Origin of the sequence: Paenibacillus sp. LK1 (assembly GCF_002750415.1) — a bacterium.
GTDB lineage: Bacteria > Bacillota > Bacilli > Paenibacillales > Paenibacillaceae > Paenibacillus > Paenibacillus taichungensis.
This window is the reverse complement of record NZ_PEII01000005.1, coordinates 32,857-57,706: the sequence shown is the minus strand read 5'-3', so window position 1 is coordinate 57,706 and position 24,850 is coordinate 32,857. Positions and strand designations below refer to the sequence as shown.

At 45.2% G+C, this 24,850-nt stretch carries 26 protein-coding genes; 20 read left to right on the top strand and 6 right to left on the bottom strand.

Annotated features, from left to right (window positions below; translation table 11 throughout):
• Positions 1-49: 49 nt before the first annotated feature.
• The 3 genes from CS562_RS12495 to arsC all read left to right on the top strand — a co-directional run bounded on the left by CS562_RS12495 (position 50) and on the right by arsC (position 2,194).
• A complete protein-coding gene (locus tag CS562_RS12495) occupies positions 50-376 on the top strand; it encodes an ArsR/SmtB family transcription factor (protein ID WP_099856047.1) in 327 nt (108 codons plus the stop codon).
• A gap of 73 nt (positions 377-449) precedes the next feature.
• On the top strand, positions 450-1,745 hold the full coding sequence (locus CS562_RS12490) for an arsenic transporter (RefSeq protein ID WP_076289287.1): 1,296 nt from the start codon (positions 450-452) through the stop codon (positions 1,743-1,745).
• 29 nt (positions 1,746-1,774) lie between these two features.
• Positions 1,775-2,194 carry an arsenate reductase (thioredoxin) gene (arsC, locus tag CS562_RS12485; RefSeq protein WP_099856717.1) on the top strand — a complete coding sequence of 140 codons (420 nt, stop codon included), beginning with the start codon at positions 1,775-1,777 and terminating at the stop codon, positions 2,192-2,194.
• 128 nt (positions 2,195-2,322) lie between these two features.
• Here arsC and CS562_RS12480 read toward each other — a convergent pair whose 3' ends face one another.
• The 3 genes from CS562_RS12480 to CS562_RS12470 all read right to left on the bottom strand — a co-directional run bounded on the left by CS562_RS12480 (position 2,323) and on the right by CS562_RS12470 (position 5,210).
• On the bottom strand, positions 2,323-2,802 hold the full coding sequence (locus tag CS562_RS12480; protein WP_099856043.1) for a DUF421 domain-containing protein: 480 nt from the start codon (positions 2,800-2,802) through the stop codon (positions 2,323-2,325).
• 199 nt (positions 2,803-3,001) lie between these two features.
• Positions 3,002-4,516, bottom strand: coding sequence for a DHA2 family efflux MFS transporter permease subunit (locus CS562_RS12475; RefSeq protein WP_099856041.1), 1,515 nt, complete (start codon positions 4,514-4,516; stop codon positions 3,002-3,004).
• Positions 4,517-4,595: 79 nt separating this feature from the next.
• Positions 4,596-5,210 carry a TetR/AcrR family transcriptional regulator gene (locus CS562_RS12470; protein ID WP_099856039.1) on the bottom strand — a complete coding sequence of 205 codons (615 nt, stop codon included), beginning with the start codon at positions 5,208-5,210 and terminating at the stop codon, positions 4,596-4,598.
• Positions 5,211-6,067: 857 nt separating this feature from the next.
• On the opposite strand from CS562_RS12470, the gene CS562_RS12460 reads away from it, so the two are divergent.
• Together CS562_RS12460 and CS562_RS12455 are read left to right on the top strand one after the other, a co-directional pair.
• Positions 6,068-6,382: an ArsR/SmtB family transcription factor gene (locus tag CS562_RS12460; protein WP_099856035.1), complete on the top strand. Its 315-nt coding sequence runs from the start codon at positions 6,068-6,070 to the stop codon at positions 6,380-6,382.
• A complete protein-coding gene (locus tag CS562_RS12455; RefSeq protein WP_099856033.1) occupies positions 6,379-8,877 on the top strand; it encodes an FAD-dependent oxidoreductase in 2,499 nt (832 codons plus the stop codon). Before CS562_RS12460 ends, CS562_RS12455 begins: the two co-directional genes overlap by 4 nt.
• Before the next feature lie 130 nt (positions 8,878-9,007).
• Here the strand turns inward: CS562_RS12455 and CS562_RS12450 are convergent, their stop codons facing one another.
• The 3 genes from CS562_RS12450 to CS562_RS12440 all read right to left on the bottom strand — a co-directional run bounded on the left by CS562_RS12450 (position 9,008) and on the right by CS562_RS12440 (position 10,984).
• Positions 9,008-9,268 carry a cupin domain-containing protein gene (locus CS562_RS12450; protein WP_373561724.1) on the bottom strand — a complete coding sequence of 87 codons (261 nt, stop codon included), beginning with the start codon at positions 9,266-9,268 and terminating at the stop codon, positions 9,008-9,010.
• 207 nt (positions 9,269-9,475) lie between these two features.
• Positions 9,476-10,303: a helix-turn-helix transcriptional regulator gene (locus tag CS562_RS12445; protein WP_099856029.1), complete on the bottom strand. Its 828-nt coding sequence runs from the start codon at positions 10,301-10,303 to the stop codon at positions 9,476-9,478.
• A 321-nt stretch (positions 10,304-10,624) separates the two neighbouring features.
• A complete protein-coding gene (locus CS562_RS12440; protein ID WP_076289296.1) occupies positions 10,625-10,984 on the bottom strand; it encodes a MerR family transcriptional regulator in 360 nt (119 codons plus the stop codon).
• A 101-nt stretch (positions 10,985-11,085) separates the two neighbouring features.
• Here CS562_RS12440 and CS562_RS12435 point away from each other — a divergent pair, with 101 nt between their 5' ends.
• The 15 genes from CS562_RS12435 (at position 11,086) to CS562_RS12365 (ending at position 24,835) form a co-directional block, all read left to right on the top strand.
• Entirely contained in the window at positions 11,086-11,796 is a 711-nt protein-coding gene (locus tag CS562_RS12435) for an SDR family NAD(P)-dependent oxidoreductase (protein ID WP_099856027.1), read from the top strand.
• 297 nt (positions 11,797-12,093) lie between these two features.
• Positions 12,094-12,816: a TetR/AcrR family transcriptional regulator gene (locus CS562_RS12430; protein WP_099856025.1), complete on the top strand. Its 723-nt coding sequence runs from the start codon at positions 12,094-12,096 to the stop codon at positions 12,814-12,816.
• A 27-nt stretch (positions 12,817-12,843) separates the two neighbouring features.
• Positions 12,844-13,590, top strand: a complete 747-nt coding sequence (gene map / locus CS562_RS12425; RefSeq protein ID WP_076289299.1) for a type I methionyl aminopeptidase — start codon at positions 12,844-12,846, stop codon at positions 13,588-13,590.
• Between the two features lie 178 nt (positions 13,591-13,768).
• Positions 13,769-14,896 carry an N-methyl-L-tryptophan oxidase gene (gene solA, locus CS562_RS12420; RefSeq protein ID WP_076289300.1) on the top strand — a complete coding sequence of 376 codons (1,128 nt, stop codon included), beginning with the start codon at positions 13,769-13,771 and terminating at the stop codon, positions 14,894-14,896.
• Positions 14,897-15,158: 262 nt separating this feature from the next.
• Positions 15,159-15,626: a hypothetical protein gene (locus CS562_RS12415; RefSeq protein WP_099856024.1), complete on the top strand. Its 468-nt coding sequence runs from the start codon at positions 15,159-15,161 to the stop codon at positions 15,624-15,626.
• Positions 15,623-16,699 carry a CehA/McbA family metallohydrolase gene (locus CS562_RS12410; RefSeq protein ID WP_099856022.1) on the top strand — a complete coding sequence of 359 codons (1,077 nt, stop codon included), beginning with the start codon at positions 15,623-15,625 and terminating at the stop codon, positions 16,697-16,699. The genes CS562_RS12415 and CS562_RS12410 overlap by 4 nt, the downstream gene beginning before the upstream one ends.
• Complete coding sequence (locus tag CS562_RS12405; RefSeq protein ID WP_099856020.1) at positions 16,696-17,448, top strand: glycerophosphodiester phosphodiesterase; 753 nt, start codon at positions 16,696-16,698, stop codon at positions 17,446-17,448. Before CS562_RS12410 ends, CS562_RS12405 begins: the two co-directional genes overlap by 4 nt.
• Positions 17,433-18,497 carry a LacI family DNA-binding transcriptional regulator gene (locus CS562_RS12400; protein WP_099856018.1) on the top strand — a complete coding sequence of 355 codons (1,065 nt, stop codon included), beginning with the start codon at positions 17,433-17,435 and terminating at the stop codon, positions 18,495-18,497. Before CS562_RS12405 ends, CS562_RS12400 begins: the two co-directional genes overlap by 16 nt.
• Positions 18,473-19,297, top strand: a complete 825-nt coding sequence (locus CS562_RS12395) for an ABC transporter permease (protein WP_076289304.1) — start codon at positions 18,473-18,475, stop codon at positions 19,295-19,297. The genes CS562_RS12400 and CS562_RS12395 overlap by 25 nt, the downstream gene beginning before the upstream one ends.
• A gap of 42 nt (positions 19,298-19,339) precedes the next feature.
• Positions 19,340-20,380 (top strand): ABC transporter ATP-binding protein, encoded by a 1,041-nt coding sequence (locus CS562_RS12390; protein ID WP_099856016.1) that lies wholly within the window; start codon positions 19,340-19,342, stop codon positions 20,378-20,380.
• Between the two features lie 14 nt (positions 20,381-20,394).
• Positions 20,395-21,561 (top strand): extracellular solute-binding protein, encoded by a 1,167-nt coding sequence (locus CS562_RS12385; protein ID WP_099856015.1) that lies wholly within the window; start codon positions 20,395-20,397, stop codon positions 21,559-21,561.
• Positions 21,558-22,397 carry an ABC transporter permease gene (locus CS562_RS12380; protein ID WP_076289307.1) on the top strand — a complete coding sequence of 280 codons (840 nt, stop codon included), beginning with the start codon at positions 21,558-21,560 and terminating at the stop codon, positions 22,395-22,397. The genes CS562_RS12385 and CS562_RS12380 overlap by 4 nt, the downstream gene beginning before the upstream one ends.
• A gap of 188 nt (positions 22,398-22,585) precedes the next feature.
• Complete coding sequence (locus CS562_RS12375; protein WP_099856012.1) at positions 22,586-23,125, top strand: glycerol-3-phosphate responsive antiterminator; 540 nt, start codon at positions 22,586-22,588, stop codon at positions 23,123-23,125.
• A 144-nt stretch (positions 23,126-23,269) separates the two neighbouring features.
• Positions 23,270-23,983, top strand: a complete 714-nt coding sequence (locus tag CS562_RS12370) for a glycerophosphodiester phosphodiesterase (RefSeq protein WP_099856009.1) — start codon at positions 23,270-23,272, stop codon at positions 23,981-23,983.
• A gap of 18 nt (positions 23,984-24,001) precedes the next feature.
• Positions 24,002-24,835, top strand: coding sequence for an HAD-IIA family hydrolase (locus CS562_RS12365; protein ID WP_099856007.1), 834 nt, complete (start codon positions 24,002-24,004; stop codon positions 24,833-24,835).
• The last annotated feature ends 15 nt before the right edge of the window (positions 24,836-24,850 follow it).

Here is a 24,850-nt window from a genome sequence, read left to right as displayed (position 1 = left end):
TTTGCATTATAATATAAGCATGTGCTTATATAGAGAAGGGGTAAGTGATATGGATTCTATTCAAGAAGCATCGGAAAAGTTGAAATTGCTGGGGGATAAGACTCGTCTGACGATACTTACACTCCTCCAAGAACGTGAATGGTGTGTGTGTGAGTTTGTAGACATTCTGGACATGTCACAACCTGGGGTCAGTCAGCATTTACGCAAGTTAAAGGATCAAGGCTTGGTCAAAGAGAATAAACGTGGACAATGGGTATACTACTCTTTGAATGTAGAGGATAAACCTTATATTAAATCTGTGTTGGAATTTATGCCAGATTCTGCAGCCATTCTTAAGTCTTTAAATAAAGAGAACATTTCATCCGTATGTAATTAATTTTTGAGCAATATATAAGTATATTGTTATATGATTATACAAATGGAACTAATTTGATCGGAGGCGTATATGTTTGTTTTCTACTTTTCTTGCTTGCTTCATCTTTTTGATCACGTTAGTGCTCGTCATCTGGCAGCCTAAAAACCTGTCCATAGGGTGGTCTGCTTGCGGCGGAGCCATTCTGGCGTTGCTTGTAGGCGTAGTTCATTTCCATGATGTTTGGGATGTTACGCAAATGGTATGGAACGCCACGCTTGCTTTTGTGGCCATTATTATCATCTCATTGATTTTGGATCGTATCGGTTTCTTTGAATGGGCAGCTTTACATATGGCGAAGGCAGCTCATGGCAGAGGGGTTCGGATGTTTGTATATGTCTCCATCTTAGGAGCTGTAGTTTCTGCTTTCTTTGCCAATGACGGGGGAGCACTGATTCTGACCCCAATTGTTCTGGCAATGGTCCGCGCACTGAATTTTGATGAGAAAAAAGTGTTTCCCTTCATTATTGCCAGCGGATTTATTGCGGATACAACTTCATTACCACTGGTTGTAAGTAACCTGGTAAACATCGTATCTGCCGATTTCTTCGGTATTACGTTCATGGAGTATGTAGGCAGAATGTTTATTCCGAATCTGTTTTCACTGGCTGCAAGTATCGGTGTATTGTATCTCTTTTTCAGGAAAAGCATTCCCAAACGGTTTGATGCCAGTGAACTGAAAGCGCCTGTAACAGCGATCAAAGATCTGAAGATGTTCCGGTTGTCATGGATTGTACTTGGTATCCTGCTGGTCGGTTACTTTGGCAGTGAATTTGTTGGTGTGCCTGTATCTATTGTCGCAGGAGTCGTGGCTATATTCTTCCTGATTATGGCTTCTCGAAGCTCTGCTGTACCGACTAAAGTAGTCGTTAAGGAAGCGCCTTGGGCAATCGTATTCTTCTCTATTGGTATGTATGTCGTGGTCTATGGCTTGCGTAACGTGGGTCTGACGGATCTGCTGGCCGTAGCCATCCAGGCCGTGGCAGATCAAGGATTGTTTGTCGCAACGGTTGGTATGGGCTTTATTGCTGCGATCATTTCATCTCTGATGAACAATATGCCTACGGTTTTAATTGACGCACTCGCCATTGACGCAACAACGGCTACGGGAACCGTTCGGGAGGCATTGATCTACGCCAATATTATTGGTTCCGATCTAGGTCCCAAGATTACACCGATTGGTTCACTGGCAACACTGCTCTGGCTTCATGTGCTCAGCACCAAAGGCGTCAAGATTTCATGGGGCACCTACTTTAAGACAGGTATCATTATCACAGTTCCGACTTTACTCATTACGCTAGTGGGTCTATATCTGTGGTTAAGCATTCTATAAATTCAAACCACAAGGAGAAGATGATGAACATGAGCAAAAAAATACTTTATTTCCTATGCACAGGCAATTCGTGTCGGAGCCAAATGGCTGAAGGTTGGGCTAAAAAGTGCCTGAGTGAGGACTGGAACATTTATAGCGCAGGAATCGAAGCACACGGTTTGAATCCAAAAGCAGTGGAAGCGATGAACGAAGTAGGTATTGATATTTCGAGCCAAACTTCGGACATCATTGACTCCGAGCTACTGAAAAGTGCAGATTTCGTCGTCACATTATGCGGGGATGCGGCAGATAAATGTCCAATGACCCCTCCACAAGTGAAGCGAGAACACTGGGGATTCGATGATCCCGCGAAAGCGCAAGGTACAGAAGAAGAGAAATGGGCTGTATTCCAAAGGGTTCGTGACCAGATTGGGGAACGGATACAGACATTTGCTGAAACTGGAAAATAACACGAAAAGCCGGGAGTAACTTTTCCCGGCTTTTTGTGTTTGAAAGGAATAATTGAAATGAAAATACTATGGATCTACTCAATATGCGAATCACTCAAACGGATATTCTACGGAGTAAAGTTAAAGTTTTATGTCATATTTCTAATGATTGTTCGGTTTTTCTTCCTCTTTCTCGGTATGATATAAAGTGTTCCATCCTCACCATATTCCGCGTAAGCTATATCTTTAATATTGTCATATCCCTGCTTTTGCATCTCGATTCTTACCTTATCCGTATCCATTTCCTTTCCTTTCATCGACATCTTCAGCAATTCCCCTTTATCAATCACTGTAATAGCAAAATTATCGGAAGGTGTTTCGAGTCCCAAATCTTGGGCAGATGGTGGTTCATATTCAGGTTTGCGAAGGACGGACAGAGACCCATCTATTTCTAAAACGGCATGTTTGACCTCTTGAAGCGAAAAAACACTCTGCTTTCGAAGCATGGAGAGTAATTGTTTATACTCAATATCATATTTCTTGAGCAAGCTCTGATTTACCTCTCCATTATCAATTAAAAGAGCAACCCGTCCTTCTGCTACATAGCCGAATTTTACAAATCGGGTGATTACCTAGCCTCCCAAGTGAACAGATCATTGATGAATATATACCCGGTCGATTAGATTGAAAACATACATAACATGTAAGTTTAGAGGAGAGAAAAAATGGAGCCTGCTATCTTAACGATAGTAGGCTCCATTTTTATTATATATTCTTTAATTTAGTTTCTTATTTTGGCTGCGTTCTGTTTTGATCAATTGCTTTTAATTAATTTACTGCGGGTTTTGTTTTAGATTTACCCTGCTGATTTTTTAAAGCCTCGACAGGTTCATCTTTGACTTCCGCTCGTTTAATGAAGAAAACTAATATTAATGCGACAATATTAATGCCAAGAGCGATATAGAATGAATATTGGATTCCGGCTAATAACGCTTCTTGGGTTAATAAAGCTTTATTGGCTGCTGTCAAAGTTGTTGGATCAACACCAGTCATTAAATCTTCAGCTTTTGTTTTTGTCACCGAATTCATAATCGTAATCAGAATGGCCGTACCAATTGAACCGGACACTTGCTGAGCTGTATTGTTGACAGCTGTACCATGTGGATTTAAGCGTGTTGGTAATTGATTCAGGCCGTTAGTCATAATAGGCATCATCACCATTGCCATACCAAACATACGTAGAGTGTACACAAGGATAATATAAGTGTGAGTCGAGTCGATTTGCAGGTTTGCCAACATGTACGTTGAGATCGCTGTAATTGTAAGCCCGATTATTCCAAGAACACGTGGGCCATATTTATCAAACAGTTTACCTGTAATAGGTGACATAATCCCCATGATTATCGCACCTGGCAACATCATTAAACCTGAATCAAGTGGTGTAATACCTCTTACGTTTTGTACGTATGCCGGTGTTAAAATCATTCCGGAAAACATCGCTACTGCGTTTACAATCGCAATAACAGAGCCAAGGGCAAACATCGGATACTTGTAAACTCGTAAATCCAATAATGGTGTTTCCATTTTCAATTGACGGACAACGAAGGTGATCAGGGCAATAGCTCCGACGATTAAAGTGATTAAGACAACTTGATCTGTCCAGCCATCTGAACTTGCAGAGCTGAACCCATATAACAAACCACCAAAACCGATGGAAGATAATATGATCGAGAAATAGTCCAGTGTTGCATTTTTGTTTTGCTGCATTACATTTTTGGATTTCCAAATCCCTAACAGTAAACTAATAACGGCTAACGGTAAAATCATTTCGAAAAGTAAACGCCAGTCATAATATTCTACAATGAAACCTGATAATGTTGGCCCGATTGCCGGGGCGGTAATCATAACTAACCCGAAAATACCCATTGCTGTTCCGCGTTTTTCTCGTGGGAAACTTACCAGCATAATATTCATTAACAGTGGTCCCATTACTGAAGAGCCTGCTGCTTGAACCATTCTTCCTGTAAGCAATAAACCAAAGTTTGGGGCAACGGCTGCTATGGCCGTACCTAAAGTGAAAATGGTCATGGAAGTAATAAACAAACTTCTATTGGAGAAACGTGTTAATAAAAATGCTGACGCCGGAATTAATATACCACTGACCAGCATATAGCCAGTAGACAACCACTGGATCGTGGAATAATCTTTAATGTTCAAATCCACCATGATGGATGGCAGTGCTACATTTAAGAGCGAGTTATTTAGAAATGAAACAAATGCACCGATAAAAAGAATCGCAATCATTAAATAGGGTGGTTTTTTTTCGTGTAAAGCTGAATCCATATATGTCTTTTCTCCTTTTTTGACACTTCATTTAATCCCTTAGCTCGTTTAAATATATGTGTATAAATATTTCTATCTATTAAATTTTTTTAAATCCTCTTTTTAGCAGTTCCATTTGCTCACCATAATTTTTTGAAGCTTCTTCATAGGTTAAATCCTTTACGAACACTTGAATCAGGTTATCAAAGGTTACAGCTATAATGATTTTTAAAATATGCTGCAATTCTCGTTCCCCTTGTATATTCAAAGTTTCCGTATTCATTAACCCAATGATAGGTAAAAGATGGTTATCCCGATTTTCTTCATAGATGTTCTTCGTAAATGTTTTTTCCGTTTTATAATTCATATTTAAAAAGGCATTTCTAAAAAAGTTTTTGTGTTCTTGATTGGTGTGATTCTGAATCATAAATTGAAATGAATCAATAAAAGCTTCGAATACATCTCCGTTTTTCTCCTTTAAAGCTGCAATAAATCGGTCACTATTTTTTTGTGAGGATTGGTTCAACAGATAATAATATAGGTCCTCTTTTTCCTCGAAGTATTGATAAAAACTTCCTCTAGAGATCCCCGCGTCTTTGATGATATTGGCAATGGATGCTTCGTGTAATGGAACTCGAGAAAATTCCCTTTTGGCACATTGAATTAACGTGTCCTGTTTATCTTTCGATAAGTGGAAAAATGTTTTTTTTGGCAAATATGATCCTCCAATCTTAATAAGTGACACCGTGTCACAATTGCTGATTAATGAATTATATATGACACCAATGTCATACGTCAACAATAAAATGACACCGTGTCATATGTTGAAAAGGCACCTCATGATGCATGGGCTCGGAATCCGATGTTTCGTATAAAAATTCAACCTTGGAAGTAGAAACACCGCAATAATCGGCTATTCCCCTATTAAGCAGGAGTATGAGTTAACGGCTACGAGTGGGGATTAAAGCACGCATTTTCGTGACTAGCGTGGACGCCTACGATTCCTACTTTTCTGAAATTATGAAGGTATTTCAATAAATTTGAAGAATACCCTATTAGAGATAGAATATAAATTTTAAAAGGGGAATGAAATGAATAAACGGATTACTAAGAATATACCGATATGGTTTCTTTTTGTCGGGATCGTGGTATTTATTCTACTGTGTATTAATTTTTTTGAAATGAATACTAGAATTAATATGCTTGCATTGGCAATTTTGAGTATTGCTAATACATTTCGATTGTGGAAGAGTGAACGTCAGTCAGCAATGATGTTTCTATTGCTGGGAGTTCTGTGTATGTTCTTTCTTATCAGGTCTTTAATTTTATATTGATTCCCCAGAACGGGAATTATTCATTCATGATATAAGGGCAGTTAAAAAAACCGATAAACACCACATCTACTGTGTGTTTATCGGTTTTTTGTAAATGTCTTGATAGTACTGGATCTAATAGTATTTGATACGACATTCTACTGATTCTAAGTGGAAGTTAAACAGGGGAATGAAAATATTTTGACATCTCAATTTAAATATCGTAATATTACGATATAACGATTCAGGAGGGATATTTTTGAATACAGAAGCTTTTGATAGCACTAATTTAATACAGTTCGATGAACCTGCTAATTTATTGAAAGCTTTATCTCATCCAATTCGCCTGTGCATTGTGCGCGGGTTGATGCGAAAAAAGAAATGTAACGTTTCATATATGCAGGAGTGTCTGGACCTTCCCCAATCAACAGTGTCTCAGCATTTGCAGAAGCTGCGTAGTGCAGGTATTGTAGCGACTGAGCGCAATGGCCTTGAAGTAAATTACGTGCTTGCCGACCAACGGATTGAACAAATAATACCTATTTTGTTTGGAGAGGAAGATTGTGAATCATGAGTAAAAAAGTACTGATTGTGGGCGGAGTAGCGGGTGGTGCATCAGCAGCTGCCCGTCTGCGCCGTCTGGATGAACATGCCGAAATTATCATATTTGAAAAAGGACCCTATATATCGTTTGCCAATTGCGGCTTACCTTATTATATTGGTGGCTCGATCGAGGATCGAGAGCGTTTGCTGGTACAAACTCCCAAAGGTATGGTCGATCGATTTAATATTGATGTACGTACTCAAAGTGAGATCATCGCTATTGATCCGCATACTCGTACAGTTCAGGTACAAAGCCAGGAGCGCGGTCAATATGAAGAAAGCTATGACGAATTAATTTTGTCACCGGGTGCCAAGCCAATCATTCCAGATCTGCCGGGTACGGATAATCCACTGATTTATACAGTGCGCAGCATTCCAGATATTGATCGGATCAAGAAGCAAATAAATTCATCTAACAACGCATCATCAATTGTTATTGGTGGAGGGTTTATTGGTGTTGAAATGGCAGAAAATTTGAAGGAAGCCGGATTGAATGTAACGTTAGTAGAGGGTAATGGTCAGCTACTCACTCCATTTGATGCTGAACTGGCCGCAGCATTGGCACAGGAAATGGAGCAAAATGGGGTAAAGCTGCTGTTTTCCCAACGTGTACAGGGCTTTCAGGAACTTGAGCAGGGAATTGGTGTTGAGCTTGCAGATGGTCGTATTCTGACAGCTGACCTGGTTATTCTTGCGATAGGAGTAACTCCAGATACAGCTTTTCTGAGAAATAGCGGAGTTTCCCTAGGAACACGTGGACATATTATGGTCAACGAAGCACTCGAAAGCAGTGTGCCACATATTTATGCTGTTGGCGATGCAATCGAAGTAACTGAAACCATTCATGGCACAAAGACAGCTATTCCGCTTGCTGGACCTGCCAACAAACAGGGACGCATTGTTGCAGATCGAATTGCTGGACTAAGTTCCATCTACAAAGGAACACAAGGGACAGCCATTATTAAAGTGTTTGGAATGACCGGGGCAGCTACAGGCAGTAATGAGAAAACACTAAAACGTCTCGGCATCGATTATCGAACTGTAGTCGTGCATCCTGCATCTCATGCATCGTATTATCCGGGTTCCAGCGCGATTACTCTTAAACTACTGTTTACACCGACAGGTAAAATTTTAGGCGCACAAGCAGTTGGTTATGACGGTGTGGATAAACGGATTGATGACATTGCTGTAGCCATTCATTTTGGGGGCCACATCAGTGATTTGACAGAGCTCGAGTTGAGTTACGCGCCACCGTATTCTTCTGCGAAAGATCCAGTTAATATGGCTGGTTATGCAGCTGAAAATATTACGGCTGGACGTGTTGAAACGTTCACCTATGATCAGCTATCTGATCGCCAGCTGGAGCAATCGATATTGTTGGATGTACGCAGTGAGCTGGAGCATCGCAATGGGAATATTCCGGACTCCATAAATATTTCAGTGGATGAGCTTCGTCAGCGGTTAGATGAATTAGACCCAACCAAAGATATTTGGGTATACTGCCAGGTTGGTTTACGAGGATATACAGCTTCGCAGATTTTGCGTCAGCATGGCTTTAATGTGAAAAATCTGAGCGGAGGTTATAAGACATACCGCCAAGCACAATTTCAGCCTGCTCCAATTCCTATGAGAAACGATGAAAATAATGACGGGCAGGATCAGAACAATAATCCGATACATGCTGTAAAGGAAACAGAGCTCTCCAATCCAATCTCTGCACAGCCACAACGTATCGATAATGAGTTGAACGTGTGCGGTTTAAGTTGTCCCGGTCCGCTGATACAACTCAAGCAGAAAATGGATCAACTATCGAATGGAGAGACCCTGCGGGTGAAAGCTTCCGATCCAGGATTTTATGAAGATGTGAAAGCATGGACAACGATGTCTGGTTCCTCACTTCTACACTTGGAACGATCCAAAGGCGGTACTATTGAAGCGGTAATTGCCAAGAATGCTGCGCAGACCGTATCTTCAGCTATGGAAACTCCTAAAGAGGAGCCTGCGAGCACGATGGTTGTCTTCAGTGGTGATCTAGATAAAGCGATTGCTTCTCTGATTATTGCAAATGGGGCAGCAGCAAGTGGACGTAAAGTAACCATGTTCTTCACTTTCTGGGGATTAAATATTATTCGTAAGCATCAGCCACAGCCTGTATCCAAAACAATGATCGGCCGCATGTTTGACATGATGTTACCGCGCGGCAGCCACAAGCTTGGCATGTCCAAAATGAATATGCTCGGAGTTGGACCAAAGATTATCCGCGGCGTTATGAAGAATAACAATGTTGCTTCTTTGGAAGAACTGATGCAGACCGCAACTGAGCAGGGAGTTGAGTTTGTCGCTTGCCAGATGTCCATGGATTTAATGGGGATTCAGCGTGAAGAATTAATGGATTCGGTTAACATCGGTGGAGTGGGTTACTATCTGGGGCAGGCAGCTCATGCAAATCATAATCTGTTTATATAAATCGGTTTGTTAGTAAACCATTCAACTGTTCAGTCACATGTGTTATCTTAAAAAGCAAAAGTCCCTTCATTGCTGAAGGGGCTTAGTTTCATTTATTACAATGTCCGTTCGATGAAACGTAGTTGGCTATTTATGCGGACTCAGTCCCGCCAGCATCTACTTCACTCTTAGGTTCCATCAACATGATATGACATTCCTTTTCGGCGGAGGGTTTGATCTCGAGTCCCTTCGGGACAATAAACATCTCATCCTTGGAAATCCTCACCTGACCATCACGAAAATCAATGATCATCTCACCCTCAATCACGAAGAATAACTTATCGGTTTCGGGATGAACATGCCATTCATAATCCCCGTCAATTTTAACGATCTTAAATTCATGGTCATTCAATTCACCAATTAGTTGGGGTGACCAATTATCTTTTATTTTAGATAGTTCTTCGCTTAGTTTAATCGCTTGATAATGGATAGTAAGCCCTCCTTATTTTTCACCTTCGATATAATGCTGTATACGCAACTCAAGCCATGATGATGTTTTCCTTGGTCTGCCAAAAGTATACTGATTTAATTTTGGCTTTAAAATGGATGCCTGTTGAAGTTAACATGGATTATTGATGAACTTTTGTCGATATTCACTAGGCGAAAAGCCAAATTGTTTCTTGAACACTTTACTAAAATAAAAGGGGTCAACAATTCCAACGGTTTGTGCAATTTGCTGTATTGGTACATCACTTGTAAATAGCATATTTTGCGCCCTGTTGAGACGGTGTTTTAATAGATATTCTGCCGGTCCCATGCCTGCATGTTTTCTAAATATGTAAGAAAGTCGATTTCGATTAACGTTATATTGTTCTGCGAGTGATGTTATGGTAAGGCCATGATAGTAGTATTCATGAATATAATTAGATACCCGTTCGAATAAAGCCTGTGATTCACTACTCATTTGTCTATTTGCCACACTTATTAAGGCTTCGTTCAGCACATCGCGAAAAAGCATTTCAGTCTGAAACATTGAAATGCCGCCACCCTGATTGTACACATGCCAAAGCTGCATAATTAGTTCGATAAGACGAGGGGATTGTCCCGTTGATAATTCAAAATGCTGATGGGAAAAGCTTGACTCTTCTAATTCTGAGCTGCATATTCGGTATAAAACAAGGATATATTCCCAATTGGAGTTATCAAACGTTTTTTCATCCAATTTCATTTTTGCCCCACCATGCACCACTTTTCCTGGCGAAAGGATATAAGGGGTATCATTAAATTGAAATTGTATCTTTCCTGTAAGGGGAAATACAAATCCAGGAAAGGAATCGGTATAGTCAGCGTGAGTCACTCCTGGATTTGTAGCATATCGATATATTCCTTCTACTTGAAAAGGAATATGTGCAAAATGTTGTGCTAACTGATTCACGTCTATTTTCACGTTGTGTACCTCATTTCGATAGTATCTCACTTCACATTATTGATAACAATTCTCATTGTCAACCTATTTAAACAATAGTTTGATTAAGCTAACGAGCAGGTGAATTTCTCATTTGTGGATAGATGGTATATGTTAATCTTTAGTAAGATAATGACTAATAGCAAATATAAAGGGAGATCCATGTTGAAACTTTAGCTTATGCGAACTATAGCTAAATAAAATGAAGAAGGCAGACGATCAAACGTGATCGTCTGCCTTCTTTGGGTTCAACATTCTAATTACATGAAATTCAAAAGTTTTGTCTTTAGGAAAAGACTTATCTTAATAATTTTCTCCCCGATAATAGCGCTCCAGTTTATGGTCCAAATGAACGAGCTGCGCTTTTTTCTCCTCGATATCTTCCAGCAACTTTTGCCTTTGATCTTGAATCAGTTTGGTTCTTTCCGGCAGAGTCGAGGTTCCTTCATTTACTTTGTCATAATACGTTTTGATATCCTCCACACTCATCCCGGTTTCGCGAAGACATTTGATAAAAACCAGCCAGTTCAGATCATCTTCGGAGTAAAGACGGTTATTCTGCTCGCTTCGCGCAGCAGGCGTCAACAGTCCCTTTCTTTCGTAAAAGCGTATCGCGCCAATATTGATACCGACTTTCTTCGCTACTTCTCCAATCGTTAACATGCTAACCCTCATTTATCGAAATTTATGGTTGACCTACACTAAGTGTAGCATAGTAACTTATACATTGTTAATGAAATCAAATTAGAGAAAAGAGGATTCACATGAAGAAGACCGCTTTTGTAACTGGAGCAAATAAAGGTATCGGATTCGAAATTGTTAAGCAATTAGGTCAAGCCGGCTGGAAAGTCCTCCTTGGTTCACGTAGCGCTGAACGGGGCGAAGCGGCTGTTTCCGAGTTAACTTCCGAGGGGTTAGACATAGAATTTGTGCAAATCGACATGAGTGACTTGAAAAGTATCGAACGGGCAGCTACTACAATTACTAAGGATTATCCAGACTTAACACTTTTGATCAATAATGCGGGTATGCCGGGTGATTTCTCGGGTTCATTTACGGATACCAAAGAGGAGAATCTAAGGAACGCTTTTGAAGTCAACTTTTTTGGAACCTTTCGTCTGAACCAGCGTTTGTTCCCGTTAATCAAAGATAATGAAGGCACAATCGTTAATGTATCGACCGACATGGCTTCTCTGGATCATATGCAAAATGCTGGATTTGCTTTAAATGCTTTCGATTATAACTCATCCAAAACGGCCAACAATGCTATGACTGTTTCGATGGCTTATGAACTTAAAAGCAGCAGGGCTCAAGTATTTGCGGTAACGCCTGGATTCACATCAACAGATCTTAACGGAAATGCTGAAGGCGGTAAATCAAAAGAGGCAGCTGCTGCAATTATCGTGGGTTATGCGACAGATGGCAAACATCATAACGGCGAATTCTTGAATGAGCAAGGTGTGTATGCCTGGTAATCCACATCTTCAAAACAATGGTATCCAAATGTATTTTGGTTAGAGTAACATTCAACGGCTAATCAAGGAGTGAAATGGTTCGAGTTAATTTGGAAGGACAAGAACTAAGTGTTAGAATGCTTTGTCATTATGTTGTGGTAAAGCTATATACTTGTTAAGTAACAGACATATTAAGCCGGGGCACCCGCTTAGTATGTCTGTTTTTCCGTAATCCTCCAGCTAATTCTTGTTATTTGCAAGCTAATGTTTTATATTGACATAAGAGTAGGTCAAAAACAAAAGAGGTGAGCCGAAGAGATGACTCCACGCACGAAAGAACAAAACGAAGAGATCCGGCTGCGGCGTCTGGCGCAAATCCGTAAAGCCGCTGCCGATGTGTTTTTGAATAAAGGGTCTTTACTCGAAATCAGAGATGTGGCCATTGAGGCGGGACTCGGATATGGCACGGTATACCATTATTACAGCAATAAAGGCGATTTGCTCCATGATCTGCTGTGGGACGCATTGGAGCGGGTCGGGGGAGCACCAGTAGCCCCGCACACTTCGACTTCGGGGGAGGAGCCAGCGAATGGGCCCCTCGCCTTTGCTTCTGCGGTAGATACTAGGAACTTAGCTGTCGCGGATTTCCAAAGCGGAAGCCACGAAACGACCGCTTCCGCAGAACTTGGCCCCGTCGCGGCGGCCTGCGTGCGGTTGCTGCAGCTCTGGGCGGAGGACCACGCCCTATACCTGCTGTATAAGCTGGCTCTTGAGGGCTTTACCTCGCTACCTGAAGCACGCTCGACCAAGCTCACGGCTGCTTTTCAGGATGAGGTGCTCGCTCCGTTTGCTGCGCTTATGGACACCGAGCATGCGGCGGACGAGGATGCCGCTTCCGGCGGAAATGTGGCGGAGCAGCCCTATCGGCTGCAGCGCGCGGAAATGCTGCTGGCTGCCTTGGTTGGCTGCGCCTCGCTATCGATGCGTCGCGAAAAGCTGTACGAAGAGGCAAGGGATATCGTCCGGTTCTTAAAATTATAGGATGCCTAAGGAGTGAATAAACACAAGATGATCATTATAAAATCACCTAAGGAAATTGAAGAAATGAAGCCGGCGAGCCAAATCGTTGCGGACTGCTACCGCGAGGTGACCAAACTAATCGAGCCCGGCATTACCACGCTAGAAATCAATGATTTTGTTGCCAGGCACATCACTAAGCTGGGTGGCAAGCAGTTTACGAAAGGCTATAATGGTTTCCCCGCCGAAACTTGCATTTCGATCAACGATGTGGTGGCCCACGGCATTCCTTCGAAACGGGTAATCATGGACGGAGACTTGCTAAAACTCGACATCGTCGTGGAATACGGGGGATGGTTCGGCGATTCGTGTGTGAGCTATGCGGTAGGCAATATTCGGCCGGAAGTGCAAAAATTAATGAAGGTGACAAAGGAATGCTTGGATCTGGGAATTGCTCGGGCTATACCCGGAGGCCGGCTCGGCGACATAACCTCGGCGATTCAAAAGCATGCGGAAGCGCATGGGTACTCGGTGGTACGTGATCTGTTGGCACACGGGATCGGGCGGAGCCTGCATGAGGAACCGACCTATGAGCATATCGGCGTAGCCGGCAAAGGCATTCGATTAAAAGAAGGCATGGTGTTTACGATTGAACCGATGATCAACGAAGGAACGTTCCGTATCACGATCGACGACGATCAGTGGACGGCGAGAACGGCCGACGGCAAGTTGTCGGCACAATATGAGCATACGATCGCAATCACGTCGAATGGACCGCTGATTTTAACGGCTCAGTAATAGTAAATTTACGAAACTAAGAAAACCGCGTTGTTATGCGGTTTTTTTATTATGACTTGGGTATCATGTCCAGGATAGCGCAATTGTTAAGTGTTAATATCATTAGTAATATAGAAGAATACTAGCCATACTTAATACTTAAGTTACATGGGGATTTCTTACAAGGAGGCAACTTGCAATGCATTATGACGTAATTGTAATAGGAGCAGGATCAATGGGGATGGCGGCGGGTTATTTTTTATCCAAGAGTGGGAAGAGTACAGTATTAATCGATTCCTTTAACCCGCCCCATAACAAAGGCAGTCATCACGGAGAGACAAGAATTATTCGACATGCGTATGGTGAAGGTGAAAATTATGTTCCGTTAGCGCTCAAGGCTCAAGAATTATGGAATGACTTAGAGAAAGTGTCGGGAAAACAATTATTTCTTCCTACCGGGGTTATAAACGTGGGTTATGAGAAAACAGATTTTATCCAAAATATTATTTCAAGCTCAAAAACCTATTCATTGCCACTGGAGATTTTAGATTCCATTGAAGTAAATAAGCGCTGGCCTGGCATCAATTTACCGAACAATTACATTGGTTGCTACGAACCAACCTCAGGAGTGCTGAAATGTGAGGAATGCATTGAAGCATATCGAGAACTCGCAGAGCAAAACGGAGCTACCATCATAACCAATAGTAAAGTAATAGAAATCATGGTTCATGATGATAAAAGAGTTACCATCAAGACCGAAGATCATACTTTTAGTGCTAATGCGTTAGTAGTTTCAGCAGGGGCCTGGTCAGGAAGTCTCCTTTCCATGTTGGATCTAAATCTTCCTCTTAATCCTATTAGAAAAACATTTGCCTGGTTTGATACTAAAGATGATTTATATGATCATAAGGAGTTTCCAGCCTTTTCGTTTGAAACATCTCACGGGCATTATTATGGTTTCCCAAGCATCGATGGTTCCGGATTAAAATTAGGCCGACATGATGGAGGAGATACAATCGATCCAGATGAAGCCATCCTGGGATTTGGTGAACTAGAGGAAGACACGACAGATTTAAAACAATTTTTACAACACTATATGCCCTTTGCACAAGAATTGAAGTTCGGTAAAACGTGTATGTATACAATGACTCCTGACGAAGATTTCATTATCGATACACATCCTAACTATCCTAACGTTGCCATTGCATCAGGTTTCTCAGGACATGGCTTTAAATTCAGTAGTGTAGTTGGACAGATTTTAAGTGATTTGATTATATCAGGGAAAACGGAACATAATATTTCTCCATTTTCAATTAATCGATTTTAAGAATCCATTCAAGAGAAAATTTATGTGCTGCCACTCGCATGCAGTCCGAAAACAATCTAGCGATAAAAAGATAAAAAGACCGGTCTTCTTTTAATAGAAGCTCGGTCTTTTTTGCATTTACAGAATATTAACACGATGCAGATACGGATCTGATTTTTTCCGCGTAACATAAGTATTAGATGTGGGAACGGTCCCACATTAAGCAAAACGTTCATAACGTAAGTCATGAAGATAACGGATTAATGAAAGGTGGTGCGGCGCAATGAAGCTGCTGGATCTACAAGGATACGCATCTCCGGAGGATTCCAAAACACATATCCGCATTCCTTTTGAGTTGGATGAGGGCTGCGTGATGCTGAACCTGCGATTACAATATATGCCGAAGACGCTCGAGAATCGGGAGAAGGCGCTACGGCTGCTCAAGGACAGCTACGATCTATACATTTTGCCGGAAAATCGGGAATACGCAATTGCCAATGCTGACCAGCATCTCCCCCTGAAAAATCTGATCACACTCTCGCTGGACGATGCGCGGGGATACCGAGGGGCGTGCCACCGCCAAGACGAGGTGCAGGATCTATACGTATCGGATCGAGAAGCTTCTCCCGGCCTTATGGCGGGCGAGCTGGTTCCGGGGCCCTGGAGCGTCACATTAAGCCTGCATTGTATCGTGACGGATACATGCGCTTATCGGCTGGAAGTCTGGACGACAGAGGAGGATTCGATATGAAGTGGTTCGCCTGTGAACTACATACACATACGCTGCACAGCGATGGCAGTCAGACACTGGGAGAACTGGCAGCGGGAGCAGCCAATCTGGGCTTCGATGCCATCGCACTGACCGATCACAACACGATGTCCGGCTTGAGCGGCAAAGCGGAAATCGAGCAGAGGTACGGACTACGAATCATCCCCGGTATGGAGTGGACAACTTTTTACGGCCATATGGTGACAATAGGACTGAGCGCTTTTGCCGACTGGCGTCAAGCGAATCGGGATGGAATCGATGAGGGAATCGAGAATGTGCATCGCCTCGGTGGAATCGCTGGGCTTGCTCATCCCTTCCGAATCGGCAGTCCGGCCTGTACCGGTTGCTTCTGGGAATACGAGATTGGGAACTGGTCCGCTGTAGATTACATCGAAGTCTGGTCCGGCACGTTCCCTTCCATTCAGACGAACAATCGGCGTGCTTTTGATCTGTGGACTCACAAGCTGAATGAAGGATATCGGATTGCAGCCACTTCAGGCAGGGACTGGCATGCGCAGGGCGAGACAGACGATCCGATCTCTGTTACTTACCTCGGCATCGAGGACGACGCAGTGACGGGGAACGGGGACTCGACAGCTCTTTGGCTCCATGAAGAAACGCTTATCCAAGCGCTGCGGGAAGGGCGTGCGTCCGTAACGATAGGTCCTCTGCTGACCCTGACGCTGGAAGCTGGAGGTGCATTCTATGCAATTGGCTCTACCGTTCCAACGGTAGTCGAGAGAAGGGAAGCTGCAGAGGAGCCGATCCGGGCGAACTTGATGCTGGACTTCTCGGCCCGTGCCGGACTGTGGTCGCTACCTAAGCAGGTTTACAGATTGAAGTTGTGTTCCAATCTGGGCGAGGAGCTTAATCTTGAAGTTCCGTCTTCGTCGGACGAACAGATGATGCAATTTGAAGCCCAACTGAGGGAGTCCACTTCAGATGTCCCCCGCAGGTGGATTCGCGCCGAGCTGTGGGGAACTGTACGAGGCGTCCATGTACTGATCGCCTTTACCAACGCGATCTATTTCGAAGAAGGAGGATACCCGCGATGAACAAATTCCCGCTGATCACGGCCCATACTGGCTGCATGGGCCATCCCGATCATTCTTTCGAGTCACTTCAGGCAGCCCTAACACTTGGCGTAGATATTTACGAAGACGATATCCGTTCGACTCAGGACGGCGTGCCGGTGCTCGCCCACGATGACGACATCACTTTGGCAGATGGAAGCTGCAGCAGTCTTGCAGAAATGACACTGAAGGAGTTGAACACCGCTAGACTAGCGCCCATTCCGACGCTTCAGGATGTGCTTGAGCAGATACGCGCAGCCGGCAAAATGATGAATCTTGATATCAAAACAGATAGCGCTCTGGAGCCGGTCTCCACTCTGGTGAATCGGATGGGTATGGCGGAGAGGGTGTTTCTCAGTGGCTGCGATTACGGGTCAGCGGTTAAAGCAAGTCGTTACGCTCCAAGCATACGCAGGCTTCTTAATGTGAACAAGCAAAGCTTCGGGAGTCTGAGTTACGGCGAGGCAGTGTTGCAGGCGTGTGAAAATGCTCGCGAAGCCGGCTGCTTTGGGATTAACGTGCCGTATCAGGTCGTTCAGCCAGAACTTATGGAAGCTGTGCAGCGGAGCGGTCTGGCTATCTACGTCTGGACAGTTTCGGAGGCGGACGATATGCGGCGACTTGCACAGTTGGGCGTCGACTCGATAACAACCCGTGATCCGGCGAAGCTGATTGCCGTCCGGGAAGAGACGGATTTTGCAAAGGAGAATAGGGATTGGACAATAAGCTGAATCATAGTTTGCGGGAGCTGGCCCAACTGGCTGGTGTATCGAAATCGACTGCTTCTCGGGTTATCTCCGGGAATGGATATGCAAGTCCTGAAGTCCGGGATCGCGTTCTCAAGGCGGTAGAGCAGCTTCGCTACAAGCCGAGCGCCGTCGCCCGGGCGATGGTTGCCAAGCGCACGTACAACATCGGAGTCATCGTTTTCCGTGACCGGCTTCCGATCGTGTCTCACACGCTGTATGGCAGAATCATTGACGAGATACTGATGTCCGCTGAAGAGATGGGATACTCAATTTTTCTGAAGACCGATAGGGAAATGTCGCTGCGCTCCACCGATTATATGCTGGAACAGCGGGTGGATGGACTCATCCTGGTCAGCCGGCTGCAGAAGAACGTCATCGATTACGTCAAAAACTTCAATATCCCTTATCTGATGGTGAATGGATCGACGGAAGATCCGGACGTCGTGCATCTCGTGAGCAACGATGAAGCCGGTGGAGAACGGGCGGCACAGCACTTATATGACTGTGGACACCGCAAATTCTTTATCATCGCCGGACCGGGCGAACATCGGAGCCACTCGCTGCGATTGGAGGGCTTCCGAAAACGGCTGGAATCCCTCGGCGTTAGTTCTGAACAGGACGGATTTACCGTTGTCGAGTCATCGGAATCGAGCTTCGACTCCGGTCGGAAGTTGATGGAGGAGCATTATGTGGCGTTCCGGGAGGGACGATACAGCGCTCTGTTCAGTACAAATGACATGCTTGCACTGGGTGCGATGAAGGTGCTGATGGAGCGCGTAGTCCGCGTTCCGGAGGAAGTATCCGTTATGGGCTACGACAATACCGAAGTGGCCGGCATGTACCATCCATCGCTGACTACCGTCAGCGTGGATGCATCTAGTATTGGCCGAGACGCGGTATCGATTCTGGATCGCCTGATTAGCGGCGAGGGGAGCGTACCGCGCCTGATTGAATACGAAAGCGAAGTAATTGTTCGTCAATCGACGAATGGAAGGGAGGACGGAACATGTCTTGGTACTGGAAACACGTAGGTCCGAGAAGAATAATCGAATTTGTGTTGCTGACCGTGTTCGCCATTTTTTTCGCAGGTCCGCTGGTCAACCTGCTAGTGCTTGCCTTTAGTGAAAAGTGGAATTATCCGGATATTCTGCCCCAAGTATGGGGCTTCAAATGGTGGGAGTTCGTACTGGCAAAGGACGATATTGTCTCGTCGATCTCACTGTCGTTCCTTATTGCTACTCTGGTGACCCTGCTGTCCATCGTCGTCTGCATCCCAGCAGCGTATGCCTTCGCAAGACTCCAGTTTCCGCTGAAGCGGATGTTCCTGTTCTCGTTCCTGCTGACGCACGCTTTTCCGAAAATGGGGTTGTATGTTTCCATCGCAGTTCTTTTCTACCGGATTGGACTGATGAATACGCTGCTCGGCGTTGTGCTGATCCATATGATCAATGTGTTGATGTTCATGACCTGGATTCCGACCTCCGCCTTTCGCAACGTTCACCGGGCGCAGGAAGAATCGGCGCGGGACGTTGGGGCAAGCCCGTTCAAAGTGTTCCGCAGCATCACCCTGCCAATGGCGATGCCCGGCATCATGGTCGCTTCGATCTTCACGTTCCTCAATTCACTAGACGAAGCACAGGGCACGTTCCTGGTCGGTATTCCCGATTACAAAACAATGCCAATCGTCATGTACTCCATTATTTCCGACTTTCCGAGCAGCGCGGGAGCCGTATTCTCGATCATCCTGACGCTGCCGACTATTATTCTGCTGGTGGCAGCCCAGCGGCTGGTGAGCGCGGACGTGCTGGCGAGCGGTTTTCAAATGAAATAAAAATGTTTCGGTCGATATACCGAAGCAAAGGGAGGCAGAAGTATGCAGTTGTCTGTACGAGAGTTAGCCAAACGCTACAAAACGGGTGACGGGGTCAGCGGCATCAACATCGATATCAAAAAAGGCGAGCTGGTCACCCTTCTTGGTCCCTCCGGGTGCGGGAAAACTACTGTACTCCGAAGCATCGGCGGGTTTCTCGAACCGGACTCCGGTGACATCCTGATCGAGGGCAAGAGTGTCATTCAACTGCCACCGGAGAAACGGCCGACCTCGATGGTGTTCCAGAGCTATAACCTGTGGTCGCATATGTCGGTATATGACAATCTGGCCTTCGGCCTGAAGATCCGCAAAATGCCGAAGGAAGAGATCCGCACAGCGGTCGAGGATGCGCTCAAACTGGTCCGACTGTCGGGTTTCGAGAAGAAATATCCGGCAGAGCTTTCGGGTGGACAGCAGCAGCGGGTTGCGCTTGCGCGGTCTCTGCTACTGAATCCGGCAGTACTGCTGTTGGACGAGCCTTTCTCGGCGCTGGACGCCAAGTTGCGGCACGAAATGCGTGAGGAGCTGCGTGAGATCCAAATGAAGACCGGGCTGACAATGGTCTTTGTCACGCATGATCAGGAAGAAGCACTGTCGTTGTCCGACCGTATTATCGTCATGAATCACGGGCGCATCGAGCAGATTGCTCATCCGCAGCAGATTTACGATGAGCCCGCTTCATTATATGTCGCCGGTTTTATAGGCAAAATGAATTTCCTTAAGGGGGTGGCGGAAGGGGAGAGCATCCGGATTGGACATCTTCGCCTGCCGAACGAGAAGGGATTAAATGGACAGGTGACGGCTGCGGTCCGACCAGAAGACGTACAGGTGAGCAGTACTACGATGGGAGAAGGTGCTTTGGCGGGTAAGGTCAAGCAGGTCATGATTCTTGGACATTACGCCGAAGTTACCGTGGAACTGGTAGAATTCGGCATTATACGTGCTTTTCTGAACAAGGAATTCGTTGAGCAGCTGCAGGTAGGAAAAGACGTCGGCGTCTCGATCTCGAAAATGACCGGATTCCCGGTCGATGAATCGAACTGAGGAGGATGAATGATATGCGTATGAAAAAGCCATTTTTATCATTGTTGACTGTTGTGGGATTATCAGTGTCATTGCTGGCCGGGTGTGGAAACGGAAGTGAGATAAAAAGTACAACCACCACCGAGGGGAGCGCTGCTGCATCGAGCGATCAGGTGAAATTTAACTTCTACTTTACGGGCTCTCAGAACGTCAAGGATCTGTGGGATTCGCTGGAGCCAATGTTTGAGAAGCAGCATCCGGATATCGACGTGAATCTGGTCTATATCCCGTCCGGTACTGGTGCTGAGCCGACCTACGACCGGATCGTGGCTGCCAAGAAAGCGGGTAAGGGCTCAGGAGACATTGACCTGTACGAGGACGGAATCACCTCCGTCGCGCAGGGCACCAAGGATGGTGTTTGGGAGCAGCTGAACGAGAAGGACATTCCTAACCTGAGCAAAGTTAACACGGACACGATGAAGGATGTGGACAACTTCGCAGTTCCGTATCGTTCGTCCGCCGTGGTTCTGGCCTATGACAGCAGCAAAATCTCCAATCCGCCAACTACGCTGGACGAGCTGTTGCAGTGGATCAAAGCCAATCCTGAGCAGTTCGCCTACAATGATCCGTCAACGGGTGGTTCCGGCAGCTCGTTCGTGCAGACGATTGTCTACAAGGACCTGCCGGAAGAAGACATCCACAACTCTGATCCGGCGATCATGGAGAAGTGGGACGGTGGTTTCGACACGCTCAAAGAAATCGGACCGTATGTCTACGGGCAGGGCATCTATCCGAAGAAAAACCAGGGCACGCTGGATCTGTTGATGAATGGGGAAGTGTCTTTAATTCCGGCCTGGTCCGACATGGTGTTGCAGCAGCTGAACGAAGGCTTGTTGCCGGATACAATTAAGATGCAGCAGATCACGCCGGGTTTCAACGGCGGACCAACGTACCTGATGGTCAACCAGGAGTCGGACAAGAAGGAAGCGATCAATGAATTCTTGAACTTTGTCCTGTCCCCTGAAGCGCAGGAAGTGATCGTTGACAAAATGAATGGTTTCCCGGGCATTGAGCTCTCCAACATGTCACAGGAAATGCAGAATAAATTCGACGGTGTGGCCGAAGGCTTCCGCACGTTCAACATCGGGGATCTGGGCACGGAAATTAACAAACGCTGGCAGAGCGACGTTGCCGCGAAATGAGTAAGGAAGCCAGACAGTCGATCACAGGCCTGGCGATGGTGCTCCCCTCCTTCGCCATCCTGTTGATCGTTGTCATTATCCCGATTGTTCAATCCTTCATCATGAGCCTGAGCAACGGCTCGGGTGGATACGATCTGAGCCGCTATACCTATCTGTTCACAGATAAGGGGATGCGCAGCAATATCGTATTTACGCTTCGGGTGACTGCCATTACGTGCGTTGCCGTGATCTTGGTCAGCTACACCCTGGCGATCTATATGCGCTTCAACCAGGGGCCGATCGTCAATCTGATTCGTAAAACGTACATGATCCCGCTGTTCATCCCTGGAGTCATTGCAACATACGGTCTGATCAACTTGCTTGGCAACCATGGCTGGCTGGCCCGTATGCTTGAGGTGGTCGGGATTACGCTGCCACGCATCATCTTTGACGAGAAAGGAATCATCATCGCCAACCTGTGGTTCAACATTCCATTTACGACGATGCTGCTCAGTTCCGCACTTTCGGGTATTCCTTCATCGATCATTGAGAGTGCAAAGGACGTGGGTGTAGGCAGGCTGACGCTGTTTACCCGGTTTATTTTCCCTCTGTCGTATAAGACATTTCTTGTTGCCCTGACCTTTGTCTTCATGGGGGTCATCGGCTCGTTCACTGCGCCCTATCTGATCGGAGCCAACTCTCCGCAGATGCTTGGTGTCTCCATGCAGCAGGTATTCAGCGTTTTTCAGGAGCGTGAACAAGCCGCAGCGATTGCTTTCTTCTCATTCCTGCTCTGCTCGGTGCTGGGTGCTTTCTACATCCGGTCGATGGCGGAAGAGGAAAAGGCGAAGATTTAGACGAGTTCCAAAAAGCTGAAGTGCTCCTTTATAGGGAGCACTTTTCTTTTTTTTGATTGAAAACAGGATCAGTACTTTCTCTATTTGGCAAAGTTGAAAATTAACAACCCGTTTACATCACAATGATACATAACGAATACTTTAGCTTTAACATTTAAGATGACAAACAAAGGAACGAGGACTCACACATGAAGAATTATCCGATCATAGCCTCCATCACGACAGATGAACAAATTTCACAAGCGATAGCAAGCGATGTGCAGCGAGTTATTCTGATGACAGGCAACATTACCAATCTGGGTTCAATCATAGAGAGTTTGCATCAAAGTGGCAAAAAAGCTTATGTGCATACCGAGATGGTATCCGGGATTGGACGAGATGCCTCAGCAATTCAATATCTTGCAGATGTGTTCAAAATCGACGGGATCGTGACGACAAAGAGCAACGCAGTTTCTGCGGCCAAGCAAGCGGGCATATTAAGCATTCAGCGCATATTCGCCATTGATACAGCAGCAATTACGACTGCGGTTCGTATGATTATGAGCTATAAGCCTGATGAGGTTGAACTGATGCCGGGGTTAATGCCTCGAGTTATACAAGAACTGAAAGAACGCATCTCGCAGCCTTTGATTGTGGGTGGCCTTATCCGGTATGAGGAAGAAATACAACAAGCATTAAAGAGCGGGGCAGATTTTGTTTCAGTAGGCCATGAGAAGTTCTGGAATTAATTAATTTCATACATTTATCCTTGGGTGGAGACGACGAGAAAACCCGGTGGTAAGTAAATCAATACAACCTTGATGTTGAAGGAGGGTGATTTGCTGCTGGGTTTTTTGTGTTGTCCAAAAATATATAACAGGAGGTAACAGAACATGATCATTCAAGCAGTTGCGCATCGCGGCTATCCAAGTAAGTATCCTGAAAATACGATTTCTTCCTTTTTAAAGGCGGTAGAGCTTGGGTTCACACATCTCGAACTAGATGTTCATCTCAGCAAGGATGGAATTCCAGTGGTGATTCATGACCATACGCTTGACCGCATGACAAATGGAACAGGCAGAGTGGCTGATTATACTGCTTCGGAGCTGCAATCTTTAGAAATCAGGCAAGGTGAACATATTCCAACCCTTGAAGAGGTACTGCGTGCTTTGAAGGGTAAGATTCAACTTAACATTGAGCTCAAGCAGATGGGAAGCTATTACCCTCATCTGGAGGAAAGGGTACTTGAAGTTATCGAGGAATTGAGCATGCTGAATCAGGTGGTAATTACGTCTTTTGATTTCGATGCCCTGGAGAAGATCAGGGAACGATCTGGCGATGTACGCATTGGTCTCATTACTTTCGGCTGTTCGAAAGCTATTCTGGACTGGTCATTAGAAATGGGTGCGACGTTCTTGTCCATACACCATGCTTTTGTGACCGAGCATTACATTCATCAATGCAAAGAATTAGGAATCCAATTGATGGCTTGGACAGTCAACGAGACTTCCGTCATGAAAAAATTTCAGGAGTATCCGTCCGTATGGGTCTGCACTGACGAACTGGAAATCTTCATAGATGTATTGGAGTTGTCCAGCTCACTGTGAGCGGGCAGGAGTAATGTCATGGAAGATGTATATGCTTACGATGCTTATTGCTTTGATCTAGACGGGACCATCTATATTGGCCAGATGAGACTCCCTGGCGTGAATAGCTTTATAAACAACTTGCGTTCACGAGGCAAGCGCCTGTTGTTCCTTACCAATACTCCCGTTCATACCAAGGAAGATTGCTACCAACGGCTGCTGAGTTTGGGCATTTCGTGCCAGCCTGATGAAATTCTGACTGCAGGTTACCTTTCGGGAATGTATTTTGCAGAGCATGCGCCGGACGCCAAGGTGCTGGTTGTAGGTGAGATGGCTTTACGAAGGGAACTTCGGGCACTTGGGATAGCCATTACCGAGGATCCATATCAATCAACACATGTATTAGTCGGAATGGATCGGAAATTTAACTATGATAAGCTCCATCTGGCGGCAAAAGCAGTGCGCCACGGAGCGGCTTTGCTCGCAACTAATCCGGACAGCTGTTGTCCCGTTCAAGGGGATATCATTCCGGATACCGGAGCCATTCTAAGTTCGATTGAGGCGGCCAGCCAGCAGAAAGCATCGGTCGTGATTGGCAAGCCTTCCCGCTATTATGCAGAGAAGGCGCTTCAGCTATTGGACGTGGATCGCAGCAGATGCCTCATGATAGGTGACAGGCTCGAAACAGATATTTTATTTGGACAGCAAAATGGAATGAAGACTGCGCTCGTGCTTACGGGGATCTCTTCAAGAGAGGATATCGGAAAGACAGATATCGTTCCGGATTATATATGGCCTTCATTCAGCGAATTCATCATGGAGCAGCAGGCCCATCCAAAGCCTTCAAATGTGTTGCAGGTGGAGAAGGCTTGAACCGCTAGGTATCCA

Excerpts from the sequence above, each read along its gene's own strand:
- CS562_RS12495 (WP_099856047.1), top strand. The coding sequence starts at position 50 with ATGGATTCTATTCAAGAAGCATCGGAAAAGTTGAAATTGCTGGGGGAT.
- arsC (WP_099856717.1), top strand. The coding sequence starts at position 1,775 with ATGAGCAAAAAAATACTTTATTTCCTATGCACAGGCAATTCGTGTCGG.
- CS562_RS12475 (WP_099856041.1), bottom strand. The coding sequence starts at position 4,516 with ATGGATTCAGCTTTACACGAAAAAAAACCACCCTATTTAATGATTGCG.
- CS562_RS12455 (WP_099856033.1), top strand. The coding sequence starts at position 6,379 with ATGAGTAAAAAAGTACTGATTGTGGGCGGAGTAGCGGGTGGTGCATCA.
- CS562_RS12440 (WP_076289296.1), bottom strand. The coding sequence starts at position 10,984 with ATGTTAACGATTGGAGAAGTAGCGAAGAAAGTCGGTATCAATATTGGC.
- CS562_RS12435 (WP_099856027.1), top strand. The coding sequence starts at position 11,086 with ATGAAGAAGACCGCTTTTGTAACTGGAGCAAATAAAGGTATCGGATTC.
- CS562_RS12430 (WP_099856025.1), top strand. The coding sequence starts at position 12,094 with ATGACTCCACGCACGAAAGAACAAAACGAAGAGATCCGGCTGCGGCGT.
- map (WP_076289299.1), top strand. The coding sequence starts at position 12,844 with ATGATCATTATAAAATCACCTAAGGAAATTGAAGAAATGAAGCCGGCG.
- solA (WP_076289300.1), top strand. The coding sequence starts at position 13,769 with ATGCATTATGACGTAATTGTAATAGGAGCAGGATCAATGGGGATGGCG.
- CS562_RS12415 (WP_099856024.1), top strand. The coding sequence starts at position 15,159 with ATGAAGCTGCTGGATCTACAAGGATACGCATCTCCGGAGGATTCCAAA.
- CS562_RS12410 (WP_099856022.1), top strand. The coding sequence starts at position 15,623 with ATGAAGTGGTTCGCCTGTGAACTACATACACATACGCTGCACAGCGAT.
- CS562_RS12405 (WP_099856020.1), top strand. The coding sequence starts at position 16,696 with ATGAACAAATTCCCGCTGATCACGGCCCATACTGGCTGCATGGGCCAT.
- CS562_RS12395 (WP_076289304.1), top strand. The coding sequence starts at position 18,473 with ATGTCTTGGTACTGGAAACACGTAGGTCCGAGAAGAATAATCGAATTT.
- CS562_RS12390 (WP_099856016.1), top strand. The coding sequence starts at position 19,340 with ATGCAGTTGTCTGTACGAGAGTTAGCCAAACGCTACAAAACGGGTGAC.
- CS562_RS12385 (WP_099856015.1), top strand. The coding sequence starts at position 20,395 with ATGCGTATGAAAAAGCCATTTTTATCATTGTTGACTGTTGTGGGATTA.
- CS562_RS12380 (WP_076289307.1), top strand. The coding sequence starts at position 21,558 with ATGAGTAAGGAAGCCAGACAGTCGATCACAGGCCTGGCGATGGTGCTC.
- CS562_RS12375 (WP_099856012.1), top strand. The coding sequence starts at position 22,586 with ATGAAGAATTATCCGATCATAGCCTCCATCACGACAGATGAACAAATT.
- CS562_RS12370 (WP_099856009.1), top strand. The coding sequence starts at position 23,270 with ATGATCATTCAAGCAGTTGCGCATCGCGGCTATCCAAGTAAGTATCCT.
- CS562_RS12365 (WP_099856007.1), top strand. The coding sequence starts at position 24,002 with ATGGAAGATGTATATGCTTACGATGCTTATTGCTTTGATCTAGACGGG.